Source organism: Oceanobacillus sp. CAU 1775 (genome assembly GCF_054482815.1).
Genome location: NZ_JBTLRO010000004.1, coordinates 311,032 through 330,313, shown reverse-complemented (window position 1 = coordinate 330,313; position 19,282 = coordinate 311,032). Strand labels below are relative to the sequence as shown.

Below are 19,282 nucleotides of genomic sequence, written 5' to 3'. Positions count from 1 at the left end.
GGATTTGGACGGGTTACCACCTGACTATATCCATTATAAAGGACTTTTTCTTTGCATCATAGTAAATTAGTGAAGATTATGGGTATTTTAAATATTTCGTATTAATTAATGCAACGCTAGTGAAATCTAGTAAATTTTTAATAGAGTAAACATAAATAAACCACAAGGGGATTTTTATAATATAAAATCATCCTCTTGTGGTTTATCTTATCGTGTAAAGTTTGATGCATTTTGATTTGTAATATTATCATGGAGTGCATCGTTAATACCGTTAGCTAATAAATGTGCCATATCAAGCATAAATCCATCAACTTCTTTTGGAGTAACCATTAAGTTATATCCAATCGGAGTTAGCACTTCTGAAATTAACTTCCTTTTTTCATCCTCTGTTAGACCACCAACTATACCCAAAACCGTTTCTCTTTGTTCTTGGTCTGGTAAATCATTTTCTGTTAATTTTTTATTTCCGAAAGCAAAACCTGCTGGTGCTAAGGCTTTCCCAGGCCTATCTTTTTCTTCCCATTCTCTGCCGAAGTGCTTTAACAAGAAATCAATTGTATCACTTGTGATCGTAACTGCATCAACGACTGTAGGTACTCCTACTGCTATAACGGGTATACCAAGCGTTTCGTAACTTAATTCTTTTCTTTTATTTCCCACTCCTGAACCTGGGTGTATACCTGAATCAGATAATTGAATGGTTTCGTTCACTCTCTCAATGGAGCGGGAAGCTAAGGCATCTATCGCTATGATAAAATCTGGCTTTGCTTGCTCTACAATCCCTAATACAGTATCACTTGTTTCAATTCCAGTGATACCCATAACACCAGGAGTTATTGCCGAAACAGGACGATAACCATCGGCAACTGTTTCATATTCGAGTTTAAATAAATGACTCGTAATTAAAATCTTTTCAACTGTCATTGGTCCCAATGCATCTGGTGTCACGTTCCAATTTCCTAACCCAACTACTAAACCTTGCGCATCTGGGGGGATATTATTTTTCTCTAGCAATTGGCGAAGCTCCTTTGCAAAGACGCCTGCAGCTAATTCTTGTTTTTTCGTGTCCTGCAATTTTACCCCGTCAGCATAAATGGTTACATATCTTCCTTGTTTTTTACCGATATTCTCTTCGCCTAGTTGATCGATGTCAACATATGATATTTTTACATCATCTACCATTCGCTCTTTAAAAACTACGCCTTCTAATTCTTTCGTTTTCTTTTCTGTACTTACATACATATCACGGGCTTCAACAGCTAAATCTGTCCGGACTTGAAAATCTTTTGGCTCTACCATATACATAACACCTTTCATTTCATCATCTTTTTATATTTTTAAGCTAAAATATGTTATTATTAGAATGAACCAAAATGTAGAATTCATACAGACAGCATTCGATATTAACAATTCTATTGAAAACATTTGTACATTTTGATAAAATAACTCTTGTTAATGAAAAAGCGAATGATTGAAAATGAAGTGTATAAATTGGTATGCTTTTATTAACCACAGATTGTCATGCTATTTTAGGAGGTGAAAAAATGGCTAATATTAAATCAGCAATTAAACGTGTAGAAACAAACGAAAAGAAACGCTTAGAAAACCAAGCGAAGAAATCTGATATGCGTACTTCTATCAAACAAGTTGAGAAATTTGTTGAAGCAAACGATGTTGAAAACGCACAAGCAGCATTGAAAACTACTTTGAAAAAGATTGATCAAGTAGTACAAAAAGGTATCATCCACGAGAATAATGGAAATCGCCATAAAACTCGTCTAATTAAAAAAGTTAACGGACTTGGAGCGTAAGGCTCTGGTGCAATAATAGAAGTGGATATTAACCACTTCTTTTTATTTTGTTTACTTTCAAAAAAAACGATCCTTCTATGGGATCGTTTTTCTTTATGCTGCTTCGATTAATTCGTAAAGAAGTAATTCAAATGCCAGATCTTTTTCGACTTTTCCTTGTTTTATGTTTGCGTCGGTATCTGCTAGTTGAATCATGATTCGCTCTAATTTATCTACGGTAAATTGTTTCTCGCGATTTAATGCTATTTTTACCACATATGGATGGACTCCAAGCTGTTTCTGGATTTGAAACTGGCTATAGCCTTGTTGTTTTAAAAGTTTAACTCGAAGAATAGATCTAAATTGAAAAGCAATTAAGCCAATCATCGCAATTGGTTCTTCTTTCATTTTTAATAAATCCTTAAAAATTGTTATTGCTTTTTGAAGATCCCTTGCAATCACTGCATCGACAAGCCTCAATGAAGAACTATTTGTTGTATGTGATACTAAATCTTCTGCTATTTCCTTTGTAATAACTCCATTTGAACCAGCATAAAGCGCTAATTTATGTATTTCATTTTCTAATTGGTGCAAGTTAGTAGAAAGCTCTGTTTCAAATATTTCAAATGCTTCCTTTGAAATTGTTATATTTAATTGCTTTGCTACTGAGTCGATCCATTGATTTAGTTCACGATCCTTTATTGCGTTACATTCTGCAACAACGGTTTGTTTTTTAATTTGCTTACTTATTTTTTTACGCTCATCAATTTTCTCATAAGGAGCAATAATAACTAAAGTTGTATAGTCAACAGGTGCTGATAAATATCTCTCAAGAGCTAAAACATCGTGTTCAAAAGGAATTTTATCTGGTTTCGCTTTTAAGAAGACTGGATTTGTAGCTATAACTAATTTTTTTTCACTAAAGAATGGATAAGTTTCAGCATCATTGATTACTTCTTCTATGGGAGTTTCTTCTAAATCATAGACAGATAAACTATCCTCATCATCTTTTGTGACCTTTTCAATCAGCTGTTTTTTTAAATTTTCACGAAAATATGCTTCTGATCCATATATGAAATAAACAGGTTCTATCTTGTTTTTCTTAATATTTTTTAAAACTTCCATGTATGACATTTTGCTTCACCCCAGATTTATTATATAATAACCCTATAGAAAAGAATAGTTATGAAGGATAATTTGAGTTTTCTACAACAAATGGTATTTCGAGTAGATTTTTATGGTGATTTATCTTATAATTAAAAAGGATGATAGGAGGGGTAATGATGAATGAATTTGAAAAGAATCCACAACATAAAGGTAACGATATAATTGAAGCTGGTACTGGGTTTGTATTCTCATTTGTATTCTTTTTTCTTATTTTTGGTATTGGAGTAGTATTTAGTGTTTTAGGTGGTTAATACATAACCTAACTTAAAAATTTAATGCATCGGAACAAAAGAGACTTTTTAGAAGTCTCTTTTTTATTGTTTGTCTTTGTTATGAGCATAAACACTCTGAAAATAATGCCTCTATTACTCATTCTTAAATATAAAAAAACTACCTGCCTCATCAATATACTGATACTGGACCGCCCCATGTTTGTCCGTTCTAAAGATTTGGATCTTTTGGTTTGTTAGTGTTTCTATGACTTCATTTGTCGGATGTCCGTAACGATTATTATTACCCACGGGAATTAAAGCTATTTTTGCATTGATTTGCTCAAGAAAATCCTGATCAGTAGACGTACTACTTCCATGATGTGCAACTTTCAATACGTCTACATTTAGCTTATACTTCTTAATTAATTCTTTCTCTTCTTCTTTTGTAATATCCCCTGTAAACAGCCAAGTCTTTCCACCTATTTCTGTATAGAGTACAAGTGAATTCTCATTTGATTTTTGTTTATCTCGAATTGGTGATAAAACTGTTAATGATTGTTCATTTAGTTTAATCGTTTTTCCCTGAGTTAAAGAATATATATTCACTTTTGACCGCTCTATTTCTTCTAAAAATTGTTCATTTACTGGAAAATATTCACTCACAAATATATCTTCCACTACTCCATCTTCAATCATGTATTTCACACTGCCAATATGATCTAGGTCATCATGAGTGAGAAAAAGCGCATCTATTTTATGAATACCTTTCGAACGCAAATACGGTTGAATGACTTGTTTATAAACTGTATTTGTTGGCTCCATATCTTCAAACGAAAACCGAGCGCCAGCATCGATCATATACACCCCTCTCCGATGTGGTTGCTCAATAATAAATGCATCGCCCTGTCCGATATCTAACATCGTAACATAGCCTCTTGGCGATAAATAAGGAGTAGACGCATAACCTATAATTAACGATATTAATAAAAGGAATGCTATAAAAGCATGTTTAGATCTTTTATTCTGCAAATAAAAAAACGCAGTCAATAAAATAACATAGTAAATAAGATAAAACCATAAAGGAATATCTGTTAGAAAAAGAGGAAAGTCTAGCCAACGATCAACCCACTGAATCATAGTAATCACTATATGATGAGTCCCAATAAAGAAATTATCAAAGATCGCAAGGAGTGTATTTGGCAAGAATGAAAGTAACAGAAGGATAAACATAAAAGGAATAACAAAAAGCGAAAAATATGGAACTACCAATAAGTTTAATATGATGGATAGTGGTTGCAAAATGGAGAAATAATCTAGCTGTAAAGGGAGAATAACAATTTGAGAGACAAAGCTGATCATAAGTATTTGGTATGCCGAGGACGGTACAGTGGCTAACCATTTTTTAGTTAAAATAATACCAAATGTAACGACAAACGAAAACTGAAACCCGATATGATAAATCAAGTATGGTTGAAAGAAGATCAAAATTAGAAAGACGAGGCTAATTACATCTTGAACATAAAATTTAATTTGCATTTTCTTTGCTAGTAGAAGCAATACAACCATAAATACAGCACGCAATACGGAAGGTTGCCCTCCTGCTAAAACAGCATAAATAGGAAGGGATAAAAGTACAATTGTTTCTGCTTTTTCTTTTGTAAGCAAATTAAGCTTTACCAATCCAAAATAAACGATAGCCACTATAATGCCTATATGGAGCCCTGAAATGGCTAATAAATGGGATAAACTCCACCTTTGAAAGGTATCTAGTACTTGTTCATCAATTTCTGAGCGTTCACCTAGAACAAGTGCTTTTAACCATGCACGGGTATATGGACTTAGCTTACTTGGAGCTTCGTCTAATAGCTTTAATCTTAACGTATAAAAACGTTGGAAGAATAAGGAACCCTCACATTCAATATTAGTCAATTCTTTTAGGACAATTTGATAAGAGATGTTTTTTGTTAATAAATACTTTTGATAATTAAATTGACCCGGGTTTGTTGCTTCTGCTGGTAGTTCTAATTCACCAATCACACTACAAGCTGCTCCATATTTTAATTGTCTTAATTGAAGAGAATTGATCTCCTCATCATTAGGAAAATATAAAATAATAATTCGTTGGTTAAGGGTTGTTTCTTCTATTACTAGCTCTATTTTATTCGAATTGAAAACTGGTTCACTAACAATTTTCCCATGAAAATTTTCCTGCTCATACCCAACCAATTCTTCACTAGCTACAATTTCAAGTGATGGAATGTGATGAAAATAGTAGAAAAAACTAAGAATCGCTAATGAAAAGGTCAATAAGGAAATTCGTTTATCATAAAAAAGATAAAACAACCAAATAAAAGCTAGTAAGAAGAGGTTTATATTTAAGATTACGGATAGAGCCGCAAGTAGTACTGTCAATGCAATAAGGTGCCAATGACCTCTCATTTACCTCCCCCTTACAAGCTAAAAATAGTTATTTTCCTAAGAACAATCGCTGTGCTTCTTTCTTTAATTCTTCCGTTTCACTAGACTCTTCTAAGTGATTTAATAACTCGCTTACTAATTGAGTTTTTTCCTGGAAATTAGTATCTACCGCTAAATATTCAAGCTCAACTTTTTTAGTTGCAACCCCAGCTTCCTCGAAAAGCATAATAGCATACTCATGGTTTCGATAGTCTTCAGCGTAAAAAACTGTCTGAATACCGCTTTGAATAAGCTGTTTACAACATTGTAAACAAGGAAAATGCGTAACATAAACATCTGCGCCTTCAGTTGGCACACCAAATTTCGCACACTGTAATAGAGCATTTGCTTCCGCATGAACCGTACGAACACAATGTCCATCAATGACATAGCATCCATCATCGATACAATGAACACTACCTGTTACACTACCATTATATCCACCAGCAATAATTCGTTTGTCTCTAACTATCGTTGCACCAACCATTAATCTTGTACAAGTACTTCTTAATGCGAGTAAATGACTTTGTGCCATAAAATACTGATCCCAAGATATTCTTTCCAAGTTAAATCCCCCTAAAAGTCTTCTTTTTCAATAGTTTACCCGTGCTGTAAGTTAGAAGTCAATCAAACACTTAAGGAATCTGAATTTGATCGATAAAATTCTGTAAAGTTTTCTCTCCAATTCCCGAAACTTGCAATAAATCTTCTGGAACCCTAAACATACCGTTTTCTTCACGGTACTGAATAATTGCCTGTGCTTTTGAAGGCCCAATGCCATTTAACGTCTCAATTTCTTCTCGAGTTGCATAATTTATTCTTACTTTCCCTCCTGTAGAAGGTGAAGGAGAATTTTCTACCAACGCACCATCTTCTGCAATTTTCGGGACAATAATTATCATTTCATCCTGAACCCTTTGGGCAAGATTGATTTGCGTTTCATCTGCATTTTCTGTAAAACCTTGTGCAAGTTTGATCACATCGTTAACTCTAGAATCTATCTTCAACTCGTATACTCCCGGCTTATTTACTTCACCTTTTATATCAACTAGAATAATATCCGACTCTATTGTTTGGACCTCATTCACAGCTGGATTTGACTGTTCGTCATCACCAACAGCTACCAGTCCAGATGATTGATGGGCTATCCGGTTAACATTAGAATCATTTGTGAATAAGAAAAAAATGACGGCTACCAAACAACCAGCTACAACAAAGATTATCTTCTTTAATGTTTCGGTCAAATTGAAATCACTTCCTTTGTAGGGGGTTAGTACAGAGATAAATAAGTGGAATTTGGGGTTAATAGATTCTATTCGACATCTTCTCTAAAAATCCTGCAAACAAAAAAAGGGAGAGATTTTACTATTATCTCTACCCTTTTATAGCTGAAAAGAATATTCTTGAAGGATTTTCACCTAAGTTTTCTACTTTTGTAGAAAAATCAGCATATACTTTGATATTTTCGAATCCAGATTCTATTAAAATATTTTTATAAAAATTTATTTTATAGGTTCTTTGGACGTGCTGCTCGTCAAACCTCTCATATTTACCTTCCTGTAAATAAAAAAAGGTTAAATCATGATACATTTCTCCTTGTTCATCACCTGGGGAACATTTCCAGATATAAGAGATTTCATCCTCTACTTCGGCAAATGTCTGACCTAGATAATATTCCTCTATATATTCTAAATCATGGACATCGAACAAGAAAATTCCACCTGGTTTTAATGTATCATTTATATTTTTCATCGTTTTCGAAAGCTCTTCTGGCTCCGTAATATAATTTATTACATCACAATAGCTAATTGCTACATCATAATTACTTAATCCATCTAGTTCTCTCAAATCCTGTTGTAACCACTGGATATTTAATCGTTGTTCTGTTGCTTTTTGGCTTGCAATCGCAAGCATATCTGATGAGTAATCAACGCCTGTCATCTCATATCCTTTGCTTGCTAACTTCGTCGTTATTTCACCAGTACCACAACCAAAATCAACCATACGTTTGGTATCACCCGAATGATTTTTTAAGATCTCTTCAGTAAAAGAAACCCATTCATCATATGGGGCATGCGCCATTAGATAATCATATAAATTTGCCATTTGTTGATAAGACATAAGTTATCTCTCTTGTCCAATCTGTAATGGAAGCTCTCTTGCGTCGCCCCAAAGTCTTTCTAGATTATAATAACTTCTTTCATCCTTATGGAAAATATGACAAACAACATCACCTATATCTAACAGGACCCATCTTGCTTGTTCCATTCCTTCCATTCTATTCACGTTTATTCCACGCTCTTCCATTTTATCTTTAATTCCGCGAGCAATTGCTTGCACTTGTCGCTCCGTATTTCCGTGACATATTAAGAAATAATCTGCAACCAAGGATACTTCATTCATATCAAGCGCAATTATATTTTCAGCAAGTTTATCATCACAAGCCTCTGCAACTGCATTAACAACATCTATTGTATTCATCCATTTATCCCTCCATTTTTTTGTGTAGATCATTATAAGCAAATACCGAATCCGGATATAGCGTTACTTCTTTATTTAAAAGATGTTGCAACGTATTTCTAGAAATTAACCAGCATGCTAGATCAAGGTTTTCATTCGCAGCTTGACGAACTTCGGTTAATCCTGGGAAATTCCGGCCAGGTTCAATATAATCTGCAAGGTAAATAATTTTATCTATTTGAGACATACTTGCTTTTCCAGTTGTATGGTAACGAATCGCACTTAAAATATCTTCATCAACTATTCCGTATTTTTCTTGTACGACAACTGCTCCCACTGGACCATGCCATAATTCAAAGTGAAAATCTAATAAATCTTTTGGTAAATCAGAGGACAGAATAAGTCTTTTTAATTCATCTAAGGGGAACTCTTTTGCATAATCATGAAAAACAGCTGCTAGCTTAACTTTCCCAACTTGTGCATTATATCTTTTTGCTAGAGATTCGGCAACTTCAACAACCCGCATCGTGTGTGAAAACCGTTTTTCGCTTAGCATCGCTTTAACAGCAGCTACCGCTTCATTAAATTCCATAAAGATGTTCTCTCCTTATATAGTCGTAGACCTCATTTGGCGTAAAATATTTAATTGAGCCACCGTCAAGTAACCGATCGCGAAGTTTTGTAGAAGAAATATCAATTAGAGGAATTTCTACTTTTATGATTTCATATGGCGACTCAAGGCTATACCCTGTTCGCTTCACACCTACAAAACGTACGAGTTTAACTAATTCTTCGATGTCTACCCAATGCGGTAAATAGTCTACCATATCTCCACCAATAATAAAATAGAATTCACAATTTGGGTATTGCTTGTTTAATTCTTTTATTGTGTCGATAGTATATGACTTTCCTGAACGATTTATTTCTATTGTGTTGATTTTAAAAGCAGGATTATCCTCAATTGCAAGTTCAGTCATTTTAATTCGATGGTTCGTTTTTGTGTTAGAACTATCTTTATGAGGAGGTATAGATGTTGGAATAAACCATACCTCTTCTAAATCTAACGCTAGTCGAACTTCCTCGGCAATAATTAAGTGGCCAAGATGTGGCGGATCAAATGTGCCGCCTAATATCCCGATTTTCCTCATAGAAACTCCCACCCGATTTATGGTAATTTGATTTCTTTATTCGTTAGTGACTCTTTATAGAGCACAATATTATTTCCGATGATTTGTACAATTTCTGCATTTGTTTCCTCTGCTAATTCAGTTGCTATGGAGTCTTTATCTTCTGAAGCATTTTGTAAAACACTTATCTTAATTAATTCTCTTTTCTCTAGAACATCAGCTATTTGACTAACCATATTTTCATTTACACCTATTTTTCCTACTTGAAATATCGGTTTTAAATGATGTGCCTCTGCACGTAAGAAACGTTTTTGTTTTCCTGTTAACATATTATCTTCCTTCCAAAATATCTTGTAGTTGAATATCCATATTTGTAACACTGACATTTTTGCCTGTCCATATTTCAAAAGCATACTGTGCCTGATAAAGTAACATTGTATGTCCTAAATGAATATTTGCATTTAAAGCTTCTGCTTGTTTTAAGAACTTTGTCTTCATTGGCTGATAGACAATATCACTTACGACTGCATTCTTTTTTAACTTATTTATTTTCAATGGTGTTTGCTCTTCATTTGGCTCCATGCCTAAGGATGTCGTTTGAATAATTAAATCATATTGGTCGAGAACCTTATCGACTTCTTCTAAAGTATATATTTTAGTATTCGTATTCCCTTTATTTAAAGAAGCAATTATTTCAGCTTTTTCAATTGTACGATTGGTAATATCCACTGTCTGTATTGGTTCTTTCGTCAATGCATAGTAAATAGCTCTAGACGCACCACCACTACCAATAATTAATACCTTTAAGTTCTTATTTGAAAACAAACTTGGATAATTACTTTTTATAGCACGTAAATACCCTGCACCATCCGTATTATAGCCAATCCATTTGCCATCCTGCAGTAGGACTGTATTTACCGCTCCCATTACTTGAACTGTTTCGTCTACCTCATCCAGATAATCTATGATCTTTTCTTTATAGGGAAATGTTATATTAAAACCATTGAGATTTCTCTCTTTCAATTCACTTATTTTCAAATCAAAATTATCGTCTGGATGAATTTCAAATAAGGAATATTCCCCTTCAAGACCTGCTTTTTGTAAGAAACTCTTATGAAGCCAAGGAGACATAGAATGTTGAATTGGATAACCGATTAATGCGAAATTTAACGACATATCATTTCTCTCCTAACCTTATATTAGAGGGTTTCTCAAAGATACTGCAATCCCCTTAGGACTATGAACAACGACTGTAGATTGTTCACCTGTGACCGTTATCCAACCTAAGCCAGGGAAGATAATATCCGTTCTTCCGTCTGTTAACTTATAAGCATGTTCTGTAAATGCAGGTAGTAAATCTTGGCTCTCCTCATTTGGTGGTTGTAATAACTTTCCATGATGCTTTCTAAATAATTCATCAGCATTTTCCAATTTCGTACGATGAATTTCTAATTCATTTGAGAAATAACAAATAAATGATTGCCTTTCTCCTTTAACAAAGTCAATCCTTGCTAAACCACCAATATATAATGTCTGTTGATCATTCAATTGATAAACTCGAGATTTAATTTCTTTTCTTGGAGTGATTACTTTTAAATCTTCTGCAGAAAGGAAGTGCGAAATCTGCTGTTTATTAACAATCCCCGGTGTATCTATCAAATTAGATTTGTCATCCAAAGGAATCTTTATGAAACCAAGTGTCGTTCCTGGGAAATAAGAAGTTGTGATTACATTATTATGACCTGTCGAATCCTTAATTAAAGTGTTAATGAATGTTGATTTACCAACGTTCGTAGTACCGACAATGTAAACATCTTTTCCTTTTCGATAAAACTCAATTTCATCTTTTAATTCATCAATTCCAGTTTTCTTAACGGAAGAAATTAAGAAGACATCTTTAACCTTAATTCCTGCATCTTTTGCTTCTTTCTTTAACCATTGAATTAACTTATTTGGATTAGTCGATTTTGGTAGTAAATCTAATTTATTACCTACCAAAATAATCGGATTATCTCCAGTTATTCTAGGTAAACTCTTAATAAGCGTCCCATTTACATCAAAAATATCAATAATATGGACAATTAGACCTTTTGATTGGCTAATACTAGATACCATATTTAAAAAATCATCATCAGTTATTGGTACATCTTGTGTTTCATTATAATGTTTTAATCTAAAGCAGCGTTGACATAGTATTGTTTCTTTCTCTAAAGCTGATTCAGGTGTGTATCCAAGACCATTTTTGTTCGTCGTTTGTATTTCGGTCCCACAGCCTTGACATTGTATTGTTTCCATTTTACTCCTCCCAGCTAATCTTACCTTTTGAACGGAAATAGTTTAAGATTCTTCTTTCGATTTTTCGGTTAAATTTAGTGATTTTTGCGTCTGTTTCTACAATAGGTACAACTAAAATCGTGTAAAAACCTGCTGAATTACCACCCAGCACATCTGTTAAAAGTTGATCTCCTATTACAACAACTTCGCTTCGGTCCAATCCCATCTCTTTAGCAACTCTTTTAAAAGCTCTGCTTAGAGGTTTTCTAGCACTATAAACATATGGAGTTCCAAGTGGATCTGAGAATGCTTTTACTCTTTCTAGCTTATTATTAGATAAAATAGTAACTTTTATTTCGTGTTGCTTCATTAACTCGAACCATTTAACAATCTCTGGCGTAGCATTTTTTACATCCCAAGCAACAAGCGTATTGTCTAAGTCAGTAATGATACCTTTTATTCCTCTTGCTTTCAAAGCTTCTGGTTGAATATCAAATATAGTTTTTACATTTTCATTAGGTAAAAAGCGCCTTAACAATATTTACACCTCATTATAGTTCTATTCACAAAACGATTGTATTTGAGTTTTTTAAATCAATCTCTTCCTTATAATATCCTAGTTGCGAATAAAGTTAAACCTGCAATAGGTAAATTCATGCAATTTCACGATATATCTTAGAAATAAGTTATCCGTTTATTTAAGAATATGCCAAAAAATTTGATCAATCGTTCGACAAATTGTGACAAGCGCTTTTTTGTGGATAACTTTACACACAAAATGCCCCCTTCTATGTAAACAATTAAACAACTTATTAATCATTTATGCACAAGTTATCTACAGTTAACTGTAGATAACATCTAACTTGTCCTCAAATAAGAAACATGGTAGATTAACTATAGTAAATAATTAACCATGCATTAGGAGGGACTCATAATGCAAAATTTATCAGATGAATTACTACTTGAATCGTACAACACAGCCAGAAAATTAAATTTGAACGAAGACTTTTTATCCTTGATGAAAAAAGAAATCGAAAAAAGGAGGCTTGTAAAAGAGAAGAGTACTTCTTGTTAAGACTTCAACTTCCACGCTCGATCATTACTTCATAAAGATAATTTCACAAGGACAAACACAAATTAAGCTCTTGTGTCATACACTTAACTATGGGCAATCGCCTATAGTTATGTACTTTGACTTTAGGAGGTGTTTGTATTTGTCAGGAATATTATCTACACTCGCTATATTAATAAAAGAAACCATCTATTTTGTTTCCTACATTAAGAACCATGCCTTTCCCCAGCCTCTTTCATCAGATGACGAAGCAAAATACCTAAAAGCCATGCAAAATGGAGACGGTGAAGCTAGAAATAAACTTATCGAACATAACTTACGCCTAGTTGCCCATATTGTGAAAAAATTCGACAATACCGGTGAAGATACAGAAGATCTAATTTCCATTGGTACGATTGGGCTTATTAAAGGTGTAGAAAGCTTTTCAACAGATCGTGGAACCAAACTTGCTACTTATGCTGCTCGGTGTATTGAGAATGAAATCCTCATGCACCTAAGAGCGCTCAAGAAAGTGAAAAAAGATGTTTCGCTTCATGATCCTATTGGCCAAGATAAAGAAGGTAACGAGATAAGTCTCATTGATATACTGGAAGCAGAGAATCAAAACATTATTGAATTTATCCAGCTAAATATGGAAGTCGATAAAATTCAAGAATTCTTCCGTGTGTTGGATAACCGCGAGAAAGAAGTCATTGTTTATCGTTATGGATTACATGATAAAGAAGAAATGACTCAAAGAGAAATTGCTAAGAAGTTAAATATTTCTCGTAGCTATGTATCACGAATCGAAAAAAGAGCATTGATGAAAGTTTTTCATGAGTACTATCGTCAAGAACGCCAGAAAAATAATTAAATGATTAAAAATGAAAAGAGCATTCTTCCCAATAATACTGGGAGGAATGCTTTTTAAGTTAGAGCTTTTGAACAACATTCATAATCAACTCAGCTGCGTTTTTAGCTGCTTTTTCTAAAAACTCATCGAATGAATTAGCAGATTCTTTTCCTGCAATATCTGATAATGCACGGATAACAACAAATGGCGTACCATACTGATGACAAACTTGTGCGATTGCTGCAGCTTCCATTTCAGCTGCAATCATTTGCGGGAACCTTGCACGAGCTTCTTCAACCTTAGTGGTCTCTTCCATGAAAGAATCTCCTGTAGCGATCATTCCAATTTCGTGATTTATATCAAACGATTGAACAACACCTTTTGTTAAATCAATAAGTCTTAGATCTGCTTTAAATGTCTCAGGTAGACCTGGTACTTGACCGTAGGCGTAATTAAATGAAGTTACGTCTACATCATGATGAACAACTTCACTCGAAATGACGAGATCACCCACATCTAGATTTTCAGAATACCCACCAGCAGAGCCTGTGTTAATAATTAAATCTGGTGAAAATCTTTCCATCATAATTGTTGTTCCCATGGCAGCATTTACCTTACCAATACCCGACTGAAGTAAGATTACTTGTTTACCCATTAGTTTTCCTTGAATAAAGCGACTTTTAGCTACTTCAACTTCTTGCGCCTCTTCCATGTTTTCTAATAAAAGTGCAATCTCTTCATCCATTGCGCCAATAATTCCGATCATCTAATAACCTCCTGGTTTGTATAAACTAATTTTAAATGTCATTTTCAACTAATACTTCGACCATTGTGGGCTGCCAACCTTCGTTATCAACCCAAGATAGATAAACTCGATAAAAGTCAGTATAAGCACTATTTGAAACAGTCGAAATTACTTTTTGGTAGCCACCATTCCCTACCCAAATTTCATTTATATCGTCTTCAGCCAATCCTGTTACCATAGAAACTGCTCGTTTTATTTCAATTCTATCTGCTGAACCTTCAGCGAATACAGTTTCGTGAGGGCCTGTCTGTTCTGTCCCGATAGGAGGCCAATTACCTGTGATGACTTCAATGACATTATCATCATCTGATTCTGATACTTCCACTTCAACATCATCAAATTCAGGGTTAGTCTCTTCTTCATCAGAGTTATTCTCTGATTCATTTTCGTTTGTTTCTTCATTATCATTATCTTCATTGGAGTTATCACTTGATTTCGTGTCTTCATCATTATCTTCTTCCTCAACTTCAATAAAGAAGCCTTCATCTTCAGTTTGTTCGTCCTCTAGAGGGCTATCGTCTGCAACTTCATCCCCACCACCGAAAATCCATATTCCTATTAGCAACACAACGAGCACGGCAGCAATGATAAGAGCATATTTAATGAAGATATTATTTCTGCGACGCTTTTCAAATTTCTTTAAGCGAGTACCATTCATATCGTCCATCATGGAACCTCCTTCATCAACTAAATTAAAGTATATGACAATACAAATATTATTTTTAACTATATAGAATTCTATTATAGTATTTAATATGTTTAGCGACAACTGTAACAGAAAAAAATACAACTGCTTCAATATCGAAACAGCTGTTTTTACTATCAGATAAAATTCAATTGCTACTCACGTAAATTATCAATTCACTACACTATCTACTGTTTCTGTTGAATCATAATTTTAAGTAATGACACCTTATTCATGTCTTGCCATGTTATCAGGAATAACCCAGATAACTTGGTTACTCGTACCAGCTGCTACGTTACCTTCAGCCTTACCAAAGAAATATTCATCAGCTGTATAAATGTCCCCTATAAACTGAGCATTCTTTTCTTCGCCTGGTTGTATTTCACCTTCAAAAACTTCAAGACTGTCAAACATCTCCGCACCATTAGAAGAACCAGAGGCTTCCAAATCGTCTGTAATTTCCATATCGTACATTATTTCTTCGGCGAGAATAACATTGTCACCAATATTTTTAAAAGTTAGTTCTAGAACGATTAGTTCATCAAATAAAGAAGGTTCACCATCTAGTTCAGAACCTACAATTTCTGCAGAATGCAATGTAACTTCATAAGTTCCTAATGTAGTTTGAAAAACGCCAGTATCACCAATTGTAAGATCACGTTGATCCTCCTGAGTTACTTCAAATAAGCCGTTCGATGAGTCGGATGTGCTTTCGATATCATTACTATCTTCAGTTGCTGCTCCCTCTTCCTCAGCCTCAGTAGTTATAGTTGCACTTTTATCATTATCATCATTATCGTCACTTGTACTACACGCTGACAATGTAAAAATAAATAGAATCAAACTAAGTAAAATCATTGCTTTCTTCATTATGAATCCTCATTTCTTTCATTTTCATTTGTGATGCATAGATAATTTTCAAATGAGCAAAGTTCGATCGCCAACCCGCGTATCCTCTATGGTTCTTCAATAGCTTTTATTTCGTTTTCTGTAGTTTCACTCTTCTTTTTCCGATGTTTAAGTAATTGCTAATTCTTATGATACTGAACATTCCTCAATATTTCCTATACCACTTGCAGCTTGAAATATGTATAGGGACAAATCATAAGTTTATCCCTAAGGTATTTATTCGTCTCTAGTTTCTTCATCCAAGATAGTAAACCTTATTTCGTTATGACCTCCAGAAGCGACTGATCCTGAACTTGAACCAAAATAGTATTCATCAGCAGTTCTAGTATCTGCTATAAACTGCGCTTCCCTTTCTTCACCTGGTGCGATTCTACCTTCGAAGAATTCGATACTATCAAAAGAAGCAGCTGCATTCGTATTATCAGAGCCTTCTAAATCTGTTCTTATTCCAAGGTTTATCATGACATCTTCAGCAATAATTGGTAAATCACCGACATTCTTAAATGTCATCTCTAATAGAATGATTTCATCCAATAAAGCTTCTTCTCCATCAAGTTCTGTACCAACCATCTCTGCAGTATGAACCGTTAATTCATAAGTACCAATAGATGTTTGAACAAGCGCAGTATCTCCTAGTCTTAAATCAGTTTGAGCCTCTTCCGTCACTTTGAAAGAGCTGTTCATCGTATTAGACCCTGTTCTTGTTCTACCACCCTCTACTTCTTCGTTACTTTCTTCCTCATCTTCTTCCTGTGTATCCTCTGGTTCAATATCATCAGTTACTTCAGTTTCTGAATCTTGATTCTCATCTGTAGTTGTTTCTTCAGCATCATTGCCACAAGCAGCTAGCAATGTAACGGAAAGTAGTCCCGTTAGTAATAACAATAATAGTTTCCTCATTTTGACCTCCATATAAACTAAAAGCAAATTAATTATGATTTTTAACTTTTTCACGAACGTTACACCTAATATTACTAAATTGTTCACAAAATGGTAAGGCTTTTTATTAAAAACAGTAGTTGTTACCTATGTTACAATTATTAATATATTGAATTCATTGGAATTATCTAATGAATTCAATGTAGATTTTGCTTAAAAGCTTTTGTTTTAAGTAAGAGTCAATTCCTACGTACGGATTTTAGCTAATTTTCTCCTTAACTAGATTTAGACTCTATTGAAAATGATAGTTTTTAAAATCTTCATAAAGAGAAGTTTTTTAAAAAATAGAAGCAAGATAGGTAATTCAAAGCCAGAATACTATAGTATTAAATATCCATTAATTATAACGACTGAGTAATTAGACTTATTTGTAACGTATCTGTAATATAAATGTAATAATAACTATTTTATTTATCCCTAGTAAAGTATTAATTAGGTTAGTTTGATTCATCAAAAATTACAATACTATCTGACACTCAAATGAAATTCTATTTGAAATTAAAATAAACATATGCTTACAAAAAAACCAAGTCTGCAATGAGACTTGGTTTTTATTTGTTCTATTATTAGTTTCTTACTATTCTACTTTCGTAATACGCACCTGAATGTCCCCACCTGGAGTATTTACAGTAACCTCTTCGCCAACTTCTTTTCCAAGTAAGCTTTGTGCAATTGGTGAGTCATTTGAGATTTTACCTTCAAATGGATCTGCTTCAGCACTACCTACAATAATATACTTTTCTTCTTCACCATCTGGAAGCTCTTGGAATGTAACGGATTTACCTAATGAAACGATATTTGAATTCGTATCATTATTTTCTATAATAACTGCATTACGAACCATTTTTTCAAGTTGAGTAATTCTTTGTTCAACAAATGCTTGTTCTTCTTTTGCAGAATCATATTCCGAGTTCTCTGAGAGATCACCAAAATCACGAGCGATTTTAATTCGCTCAACAACCTCTTGTCTTCGATCAGTTTTTAAAAATGTTAACTCTTTCTCTAATTTCTCTTTTCCCTCTTCTGTCATATAATAGCTTTTCTCTATAGACATCTAAAACACTCCTTTATAATTTCCAACATTTACACGTTGATTTACATTAGTTAAGATATAATGTATGCGCTTCATTTCTAAATATGAAGAGATACTATCCACCATCATGGCAGATTTTCTTAGATAATTCAATATCTATTTGAAGTTTACTTACATTTTATTTGATAAAATTGTTGAAATTTTACTTGCAAGTATGTCAATTGCTACTCGATTTTCTCCACCTTCAGGAATAATGATATCCGCATATCGTTTTGTTGCTTCAATAAACTGTAAATGTGCTGGTCGCACACTAGTTAAATATTGATCAATTACTGAATCAAGGCTACGACCTCTCTCCTTGATGTCACGTAGTAATCTGCGAATAATTCTTAAATCAGCATCTGTATCAACAAATACCTTAATATCCATCAGATCCCGTAGTTCGGCATCCTCTAATATTAATATACCTTCGACGATAATTACATCCTTAGGCTCCATTGGGATGACTTTATCAGATCGTGTATGCATTTTATAGTCATACACTGGTTTTGAGATGATTTGATCCTTTAATAGATCCTTTATATGCTGAATTAGCAGTTCATTATCAAATGCTAATGGATGATCATAATTTGTATTTAATCTTTCTTCAAACGATAGATGACTTTGATCTTTATAATAATAATCCTGTTCTATTACCAAGATAGATTTATCAGTGAATTGATCAAAAATAGCTTTTGTAACTGAAGTTTTTCCACTTCCACTTCCACCTGCAACACCTATTACTAATGGTTTATTATTCACTGCAATTTATCTCCCTTAATCTTTCTTATAACTTATCATCACGCCATCTCCGAGCGGGATAATTGATGTAATATATTCTGGATGTAAACTAACACTTTTATTATAGTTTCTGATTTTTTTTACCATATTTCTTAATCGTTTCGGAGCAAGCTCAGGTTGTAAAACATATCCTCGAAAAAGAACATTATCAGTAACGATAATTCCGCCCTTACACAACAGTGGGTGTGCAAGTTCAAAAAAGTCTTGGTACTTACCTTTTGCAGCATCAATAAATATGAAATCAAATGTCACATCATCTATTGTTAGTTGATCCATTACTTCTAAAGCATCACCAAGATGAACTGTGATTTGTTTCTCTTTGTTTTGTTTAGTAATGTTTGATATGGCTTCATTGTATCTTATTTCATCTTTTTCAATCGTAGTTATATTAGCATTCGGATTTGCTTCGGACATTCGCAATGCAGAGTAACCAATAGCAGTTCCAATTTCTAATATATTTTTAGGTTTGTGGATTTTAATTAAGTTCAGCATATAATCAATACTTACACTACTCATGATTGGTACATTGTTTTCAATTGCATATGCTTCTAATTCTTTTATCCAAGAATCCTTTGCAGGTAAACATTCCTCTAAATAGCTTTCTATCTGTTCATCCATATATAATACCTCTTTTTTATAAAATACGATTCCTTTTAAAAGGAGAAGAGTCTGAGAAATAA

At 33.6% G+C, this 19,282-nt stretch carries 24 protein-coding genes; 4 read left to right on the top strand and 20 right to left on the bottom strand.

The window, feature by feature from the left end; translation table 11 throughout:
• Window positions 1–207: 207 nt before the first annotated feature.
• Complete coding sequence (gene gpr, locus ACXYMZ_RS09585) at window positions 208–1,299, bottom strand: GPR endopeptidase (RefSeq protein WP_458948169.1); 1,092 nt, start codon at window positions 1,297–1,299, stop codon at window positions 208–210.
• Window positions 1,300–1,544: 245 nt separating this feature from the next.
• Between gpr and rpsT the strand changes: the two genes are divergently transcribed.
• Window positions 1,545–1,811 carry a 30S ribosomal protein S20 gene (gene rpsT / locus ACXYMZ_RS09580; RefSeq protein ID WP_458948168.1) on the top strand — a complete coding sequence of 89 codons (267 nt, stop codon included), beginning with the start codon at window positions 1,545–1,547 and terminating at the stop codon, window positions 1,809–1,811.
• A gap of 93 nt (window positions 1,812–1,904) precedes the next feature.
• Here rpsT and holA read toward each other — a convergent pair whose 3' ends face one another.
• On the bottom strand, window positions 1,905–2,924 hold the full coding sequence (gene holA / locus ACXYMZ_RS09575; RefSeq protein WP_458948167.1) for a DNA polymerase III subunit delta: 1,020 nt from the start codon (window positions 2,922–2,924) through the stop codon (window positions 1,905–1,907).
• Window positions 2,925–3,073: 149 nt separating this feature from the next.
• Here holA and ACXYMZ_RS09570 point away from each other — a divergent pair, with 149 nt between their 5' ends.
• Complete coding sequence (locus ACXYMZ_RS09570; RefSeq protein WP_458948166.1) at window positions 3,074–3,208, top strand: YqzM family protein; 135 nt, start codon at window positions 3,074–3,076, stop codon at window positions 3,206–3,208.
• Between the two features lie 114 nt (window positions 3,209–3,322).
• Here the strand turns inward: ACXYMZ_RS09570 and ACXYMZ_RS09565 are convergent, their stop codons facing one another.
• The 11 genes from ACXYMZ_RS09565 to ACXYMZ_RS09515 form a co-directional block, all read right to left on the bottom strand.
• A complete protein-coding gene (locus ACXYMZ_RS09565; RefSeq protein WP_458948165.1) occupies window positions 3,323–5,608 on the bottom strand; it encodes a DNA internalization-related competence protein ComEC/Rec2 in 2,286 nt (761 codons plus the stop codon).
• Between the two features lie 28 nt (window positions 5,609–5,636).
• Entirely contained in the window at window positions 5,637–6,191 is a 555-nt protein-coding gene (locus ACXYMZ_RS09560) for a ComE operon protein 2 (protein WP_458948164.1), read from the bottom strand.
• Between the two features lie 70 nt (window positions 6,192–6,261).
• Window positions 6,262–6,870 (bottom strand): helix-hairpin-helix domain-containing protein, encoded by a 609-nt coding sequence (locus tag ACXYMZ_RS09555; protein WP_458948163.1) that lies wholly within the window; start codon window positions 6,868–6,870, stop codon window positions 6,262–6,264.
• Between the two features lie 130 nt (window positions 6,871–7,000).
• Complete coding sequence (locus ACXYMZ_RS09550) at window positions 7,001–7,747, bottom strand: class I SAM-dependent DNA methyltransferase (RefSeq protein WP_458948162.1); 747 nt, start codon at window positions 7,745–7,747, stop codon at window positions 7,001–7,003.
• 3 nt (window positions 7,748–7,750) lie between these two features.
• Entirely contained in the window at window positions 7,751–8,107 is a 357-nt protein-coding gene (gene rsfS, locus ACXYMZ_RS09545; protein ID WP_458948161.1) for a ribosome silencing factor, read from the bottom strand.
• A gap of 4 nt (window positions 8,108–8,111) precedes the next feature.
• A complete protein-coding gene (gene yqeK, locus ACXYMZ_RS09540; RefSeq protein ID WP_458948160.1) occupies window positions 8,112–8,678 on the bottom strand; it encodes a bis(5'-nucleosyl)-tetraphosphatase (symmetrical) YqeK in 567 nt (188 codons plus the stop codon).
• Window positions 8,668–9,234 (bottom strand): nicotinate-nucleotide adenylyltransferase, encoded by a 567-nt coding sequence (locus ACXYMZ_RS09535; protein ID WP_458948159.1) that lies wholly within the window; start codon window positions 9,232–9,234, stop codon window positions 8,668–8,670. The genes yqeK and ACXYMZ_RS09535 overlap by 11 nt, the downstream gene beginning before the upstream one ends.
• Before the next feature lie 17 nt (window positions 9,235–9,251).
• Window positions 9,252–9,542 (bottom strand): ribosome assembly RNA-binding protein YhbY, encoded by a 291-nt coding sequence (gene yhbY / locus ACXYMZ_RS09530; RefSeq protein ID WP_458948158.1) that lies wholly within the window; start codon window positions 9,540–9,542, stop codon window positions 9,252–9,254.
• 1 nt (window position 9,543) lies between these two features.
• Window positions 9,544–10,389 (bottom strand): shikimate dehydrogenase, encoded by an 846-nt coding sequence (gene aroE, locus ACXYMZ_RS09525; protein ID WP_458948157.1) that lies wholly within the window; start codon window positions 10,387–10,389, stop codon window positions 9,544–9,546.
• A gap of 18 nt (window positions 10,390–10,407) precedes the next feature.
• Entirely contained in the window at window positions 10,408–11,508 is a 1,101-nt protein-coding gene (yqeH, locus tag ACXYMZ_RS09520; RefSeq protein WP_458948156.1) for a ribosome biogenesis GTPase YqeH, read from the bottom strand.
• A gap of 1 nt (window position 11,509) precedes the next feature.
• Window positions 11,510–12,025, bottom strand: coding sequence for a YqeG family HAD IIIA-type phosphatase (locus ACXYMZ_RS09515; protein ID WP_458948155.1), 516 nt, complete (start codon window positions 12,023–12,025; stop codon window positions 11,510–11,512).
• Between the two features lie 396 nt (window positions 12,026–12,421).
• Between ACXYMZ_RS09515 and sda the strand changes: the two genes are divergently transcribed.
• Together sda and sigK are read left to right on the top strand one after the other, a co-directional pair.
• Window positions 12,422–12,562: a sporulation histidine kinase inhibitor Sda gene (gene sda, locus ACXYMZ_RS09510; RefSeq protein ID WP_458948154.1), complete on the top strand. Its 141-nt coding sequence runs from the start codon at window positions 12,422–12,424 to the stop codon at window positions 12,560–12,562.
• Between the two features lie 139 nt (window positions 12,563–12,701).
• Window positions 12,702–13,412, top strand: coding sequence for an RNA polymerase sporulation sigma factor SigK (gene sigK, locus ACXYMZ_RS09505; RefSeq protein ID WP_458948153.1), 711 nt, complete (start codon window positions 12,702–12,704; stop codon window positions 13,410–13,412).
• Between the two features lie 58 nt (window positions 13,413–13,470).
• Here sigK and mtnN read toward each other — a convergent pair whose 3' ends face one another.
• From mtnN to ACXYMZ_RS09470, 7 genes are all read right to left on the bottom strand, one after another.
• Window positions 13,471–14,157 (bottom strand): 5'-methylthioadenosine/S-adenosylhomocysteine nucleosidase, encoded by a 687-nt coding sequence (gene mtnN / locus ACXYMZ_RS09500; protein WP_458948152.1) that lies wholly within the window; start codon window positions 14,155–14,157, stop codon window positions 13,471–13,473.
• A 31-nt stretch (window positions 14,158–14,188) separates the two neighbouring features.
• Window positions 14,189–14,863, bottom strand: a complete 675-nt coding sequence (locus ACXYMZ_RS09495) for a YrrS family protein (protein ID WP_458948151.1) — start codon at window positions 14,861–14,863, stop codon at window positions 14,189–14,191.
• Between the two features lie 246 nt (window positions 14,864–15,109).
• Window positions 15,110–15,751, bottom strand: coding sequence for a hypothetical protein (locus ACXYMZ_RS09490; protein ID WP_458948150.1), 642 nt, complete (start codon window positions 15,749–15,751; stop codon window positions 15,110–15,112).
• Between the two features lie 255 nt (window positions 15,752–16,006).
• Window positions 16,007–16,690: a hypothetical protein gene (locus ACXYMZ_RS09485; protein WP_458948149.1), complete on the bottom strand. Its 684-nt coding sequence runs from the start codon at window positions 16,688–16,690 to the stop codon at window positions 16,007–16,009.
• A 616-nt stretch (window positions 16,691–17,306) separates the two neighbouring features.
• On the bottom strand, window positions 17,307–17,783 hold the full coding sequence (gene greA / locus ACXYMZ_RS09480) for a transcription elongation factor GreA (RefSeq protein ID WP_458948148.1): 477 nt from the start codon (window positions 17,781–17,783) through the stop codon (window positions 17,307–17,309).
• A gap of 150 nt (window positions 17,784–17,933) precedes the next feature.
• A complete protein-coding gene (gene udk, locus ACXYMZ_RS09475; RefSeq protein WP_458948147.1) occupies window positions 17,934–18,563 on the bottom strand; it encodes a uridine kinase in 630 nt (209 codons plus the stop codon).
• Between the two features lie 15 nt (window positions 18,564–18,578).
• A complete protein-coding gene (locus tag ACXYMZ_RS09470) occupies window positions 18,579–19,220 on the bottom strand; it encodes an O-methyltransferase (RefSeq protein WP_458948146.1) in 642 nt (213 codons plus the stop codon).
• Window positions 19,221–19,282 lie beyond the last annotated feature (62 nt).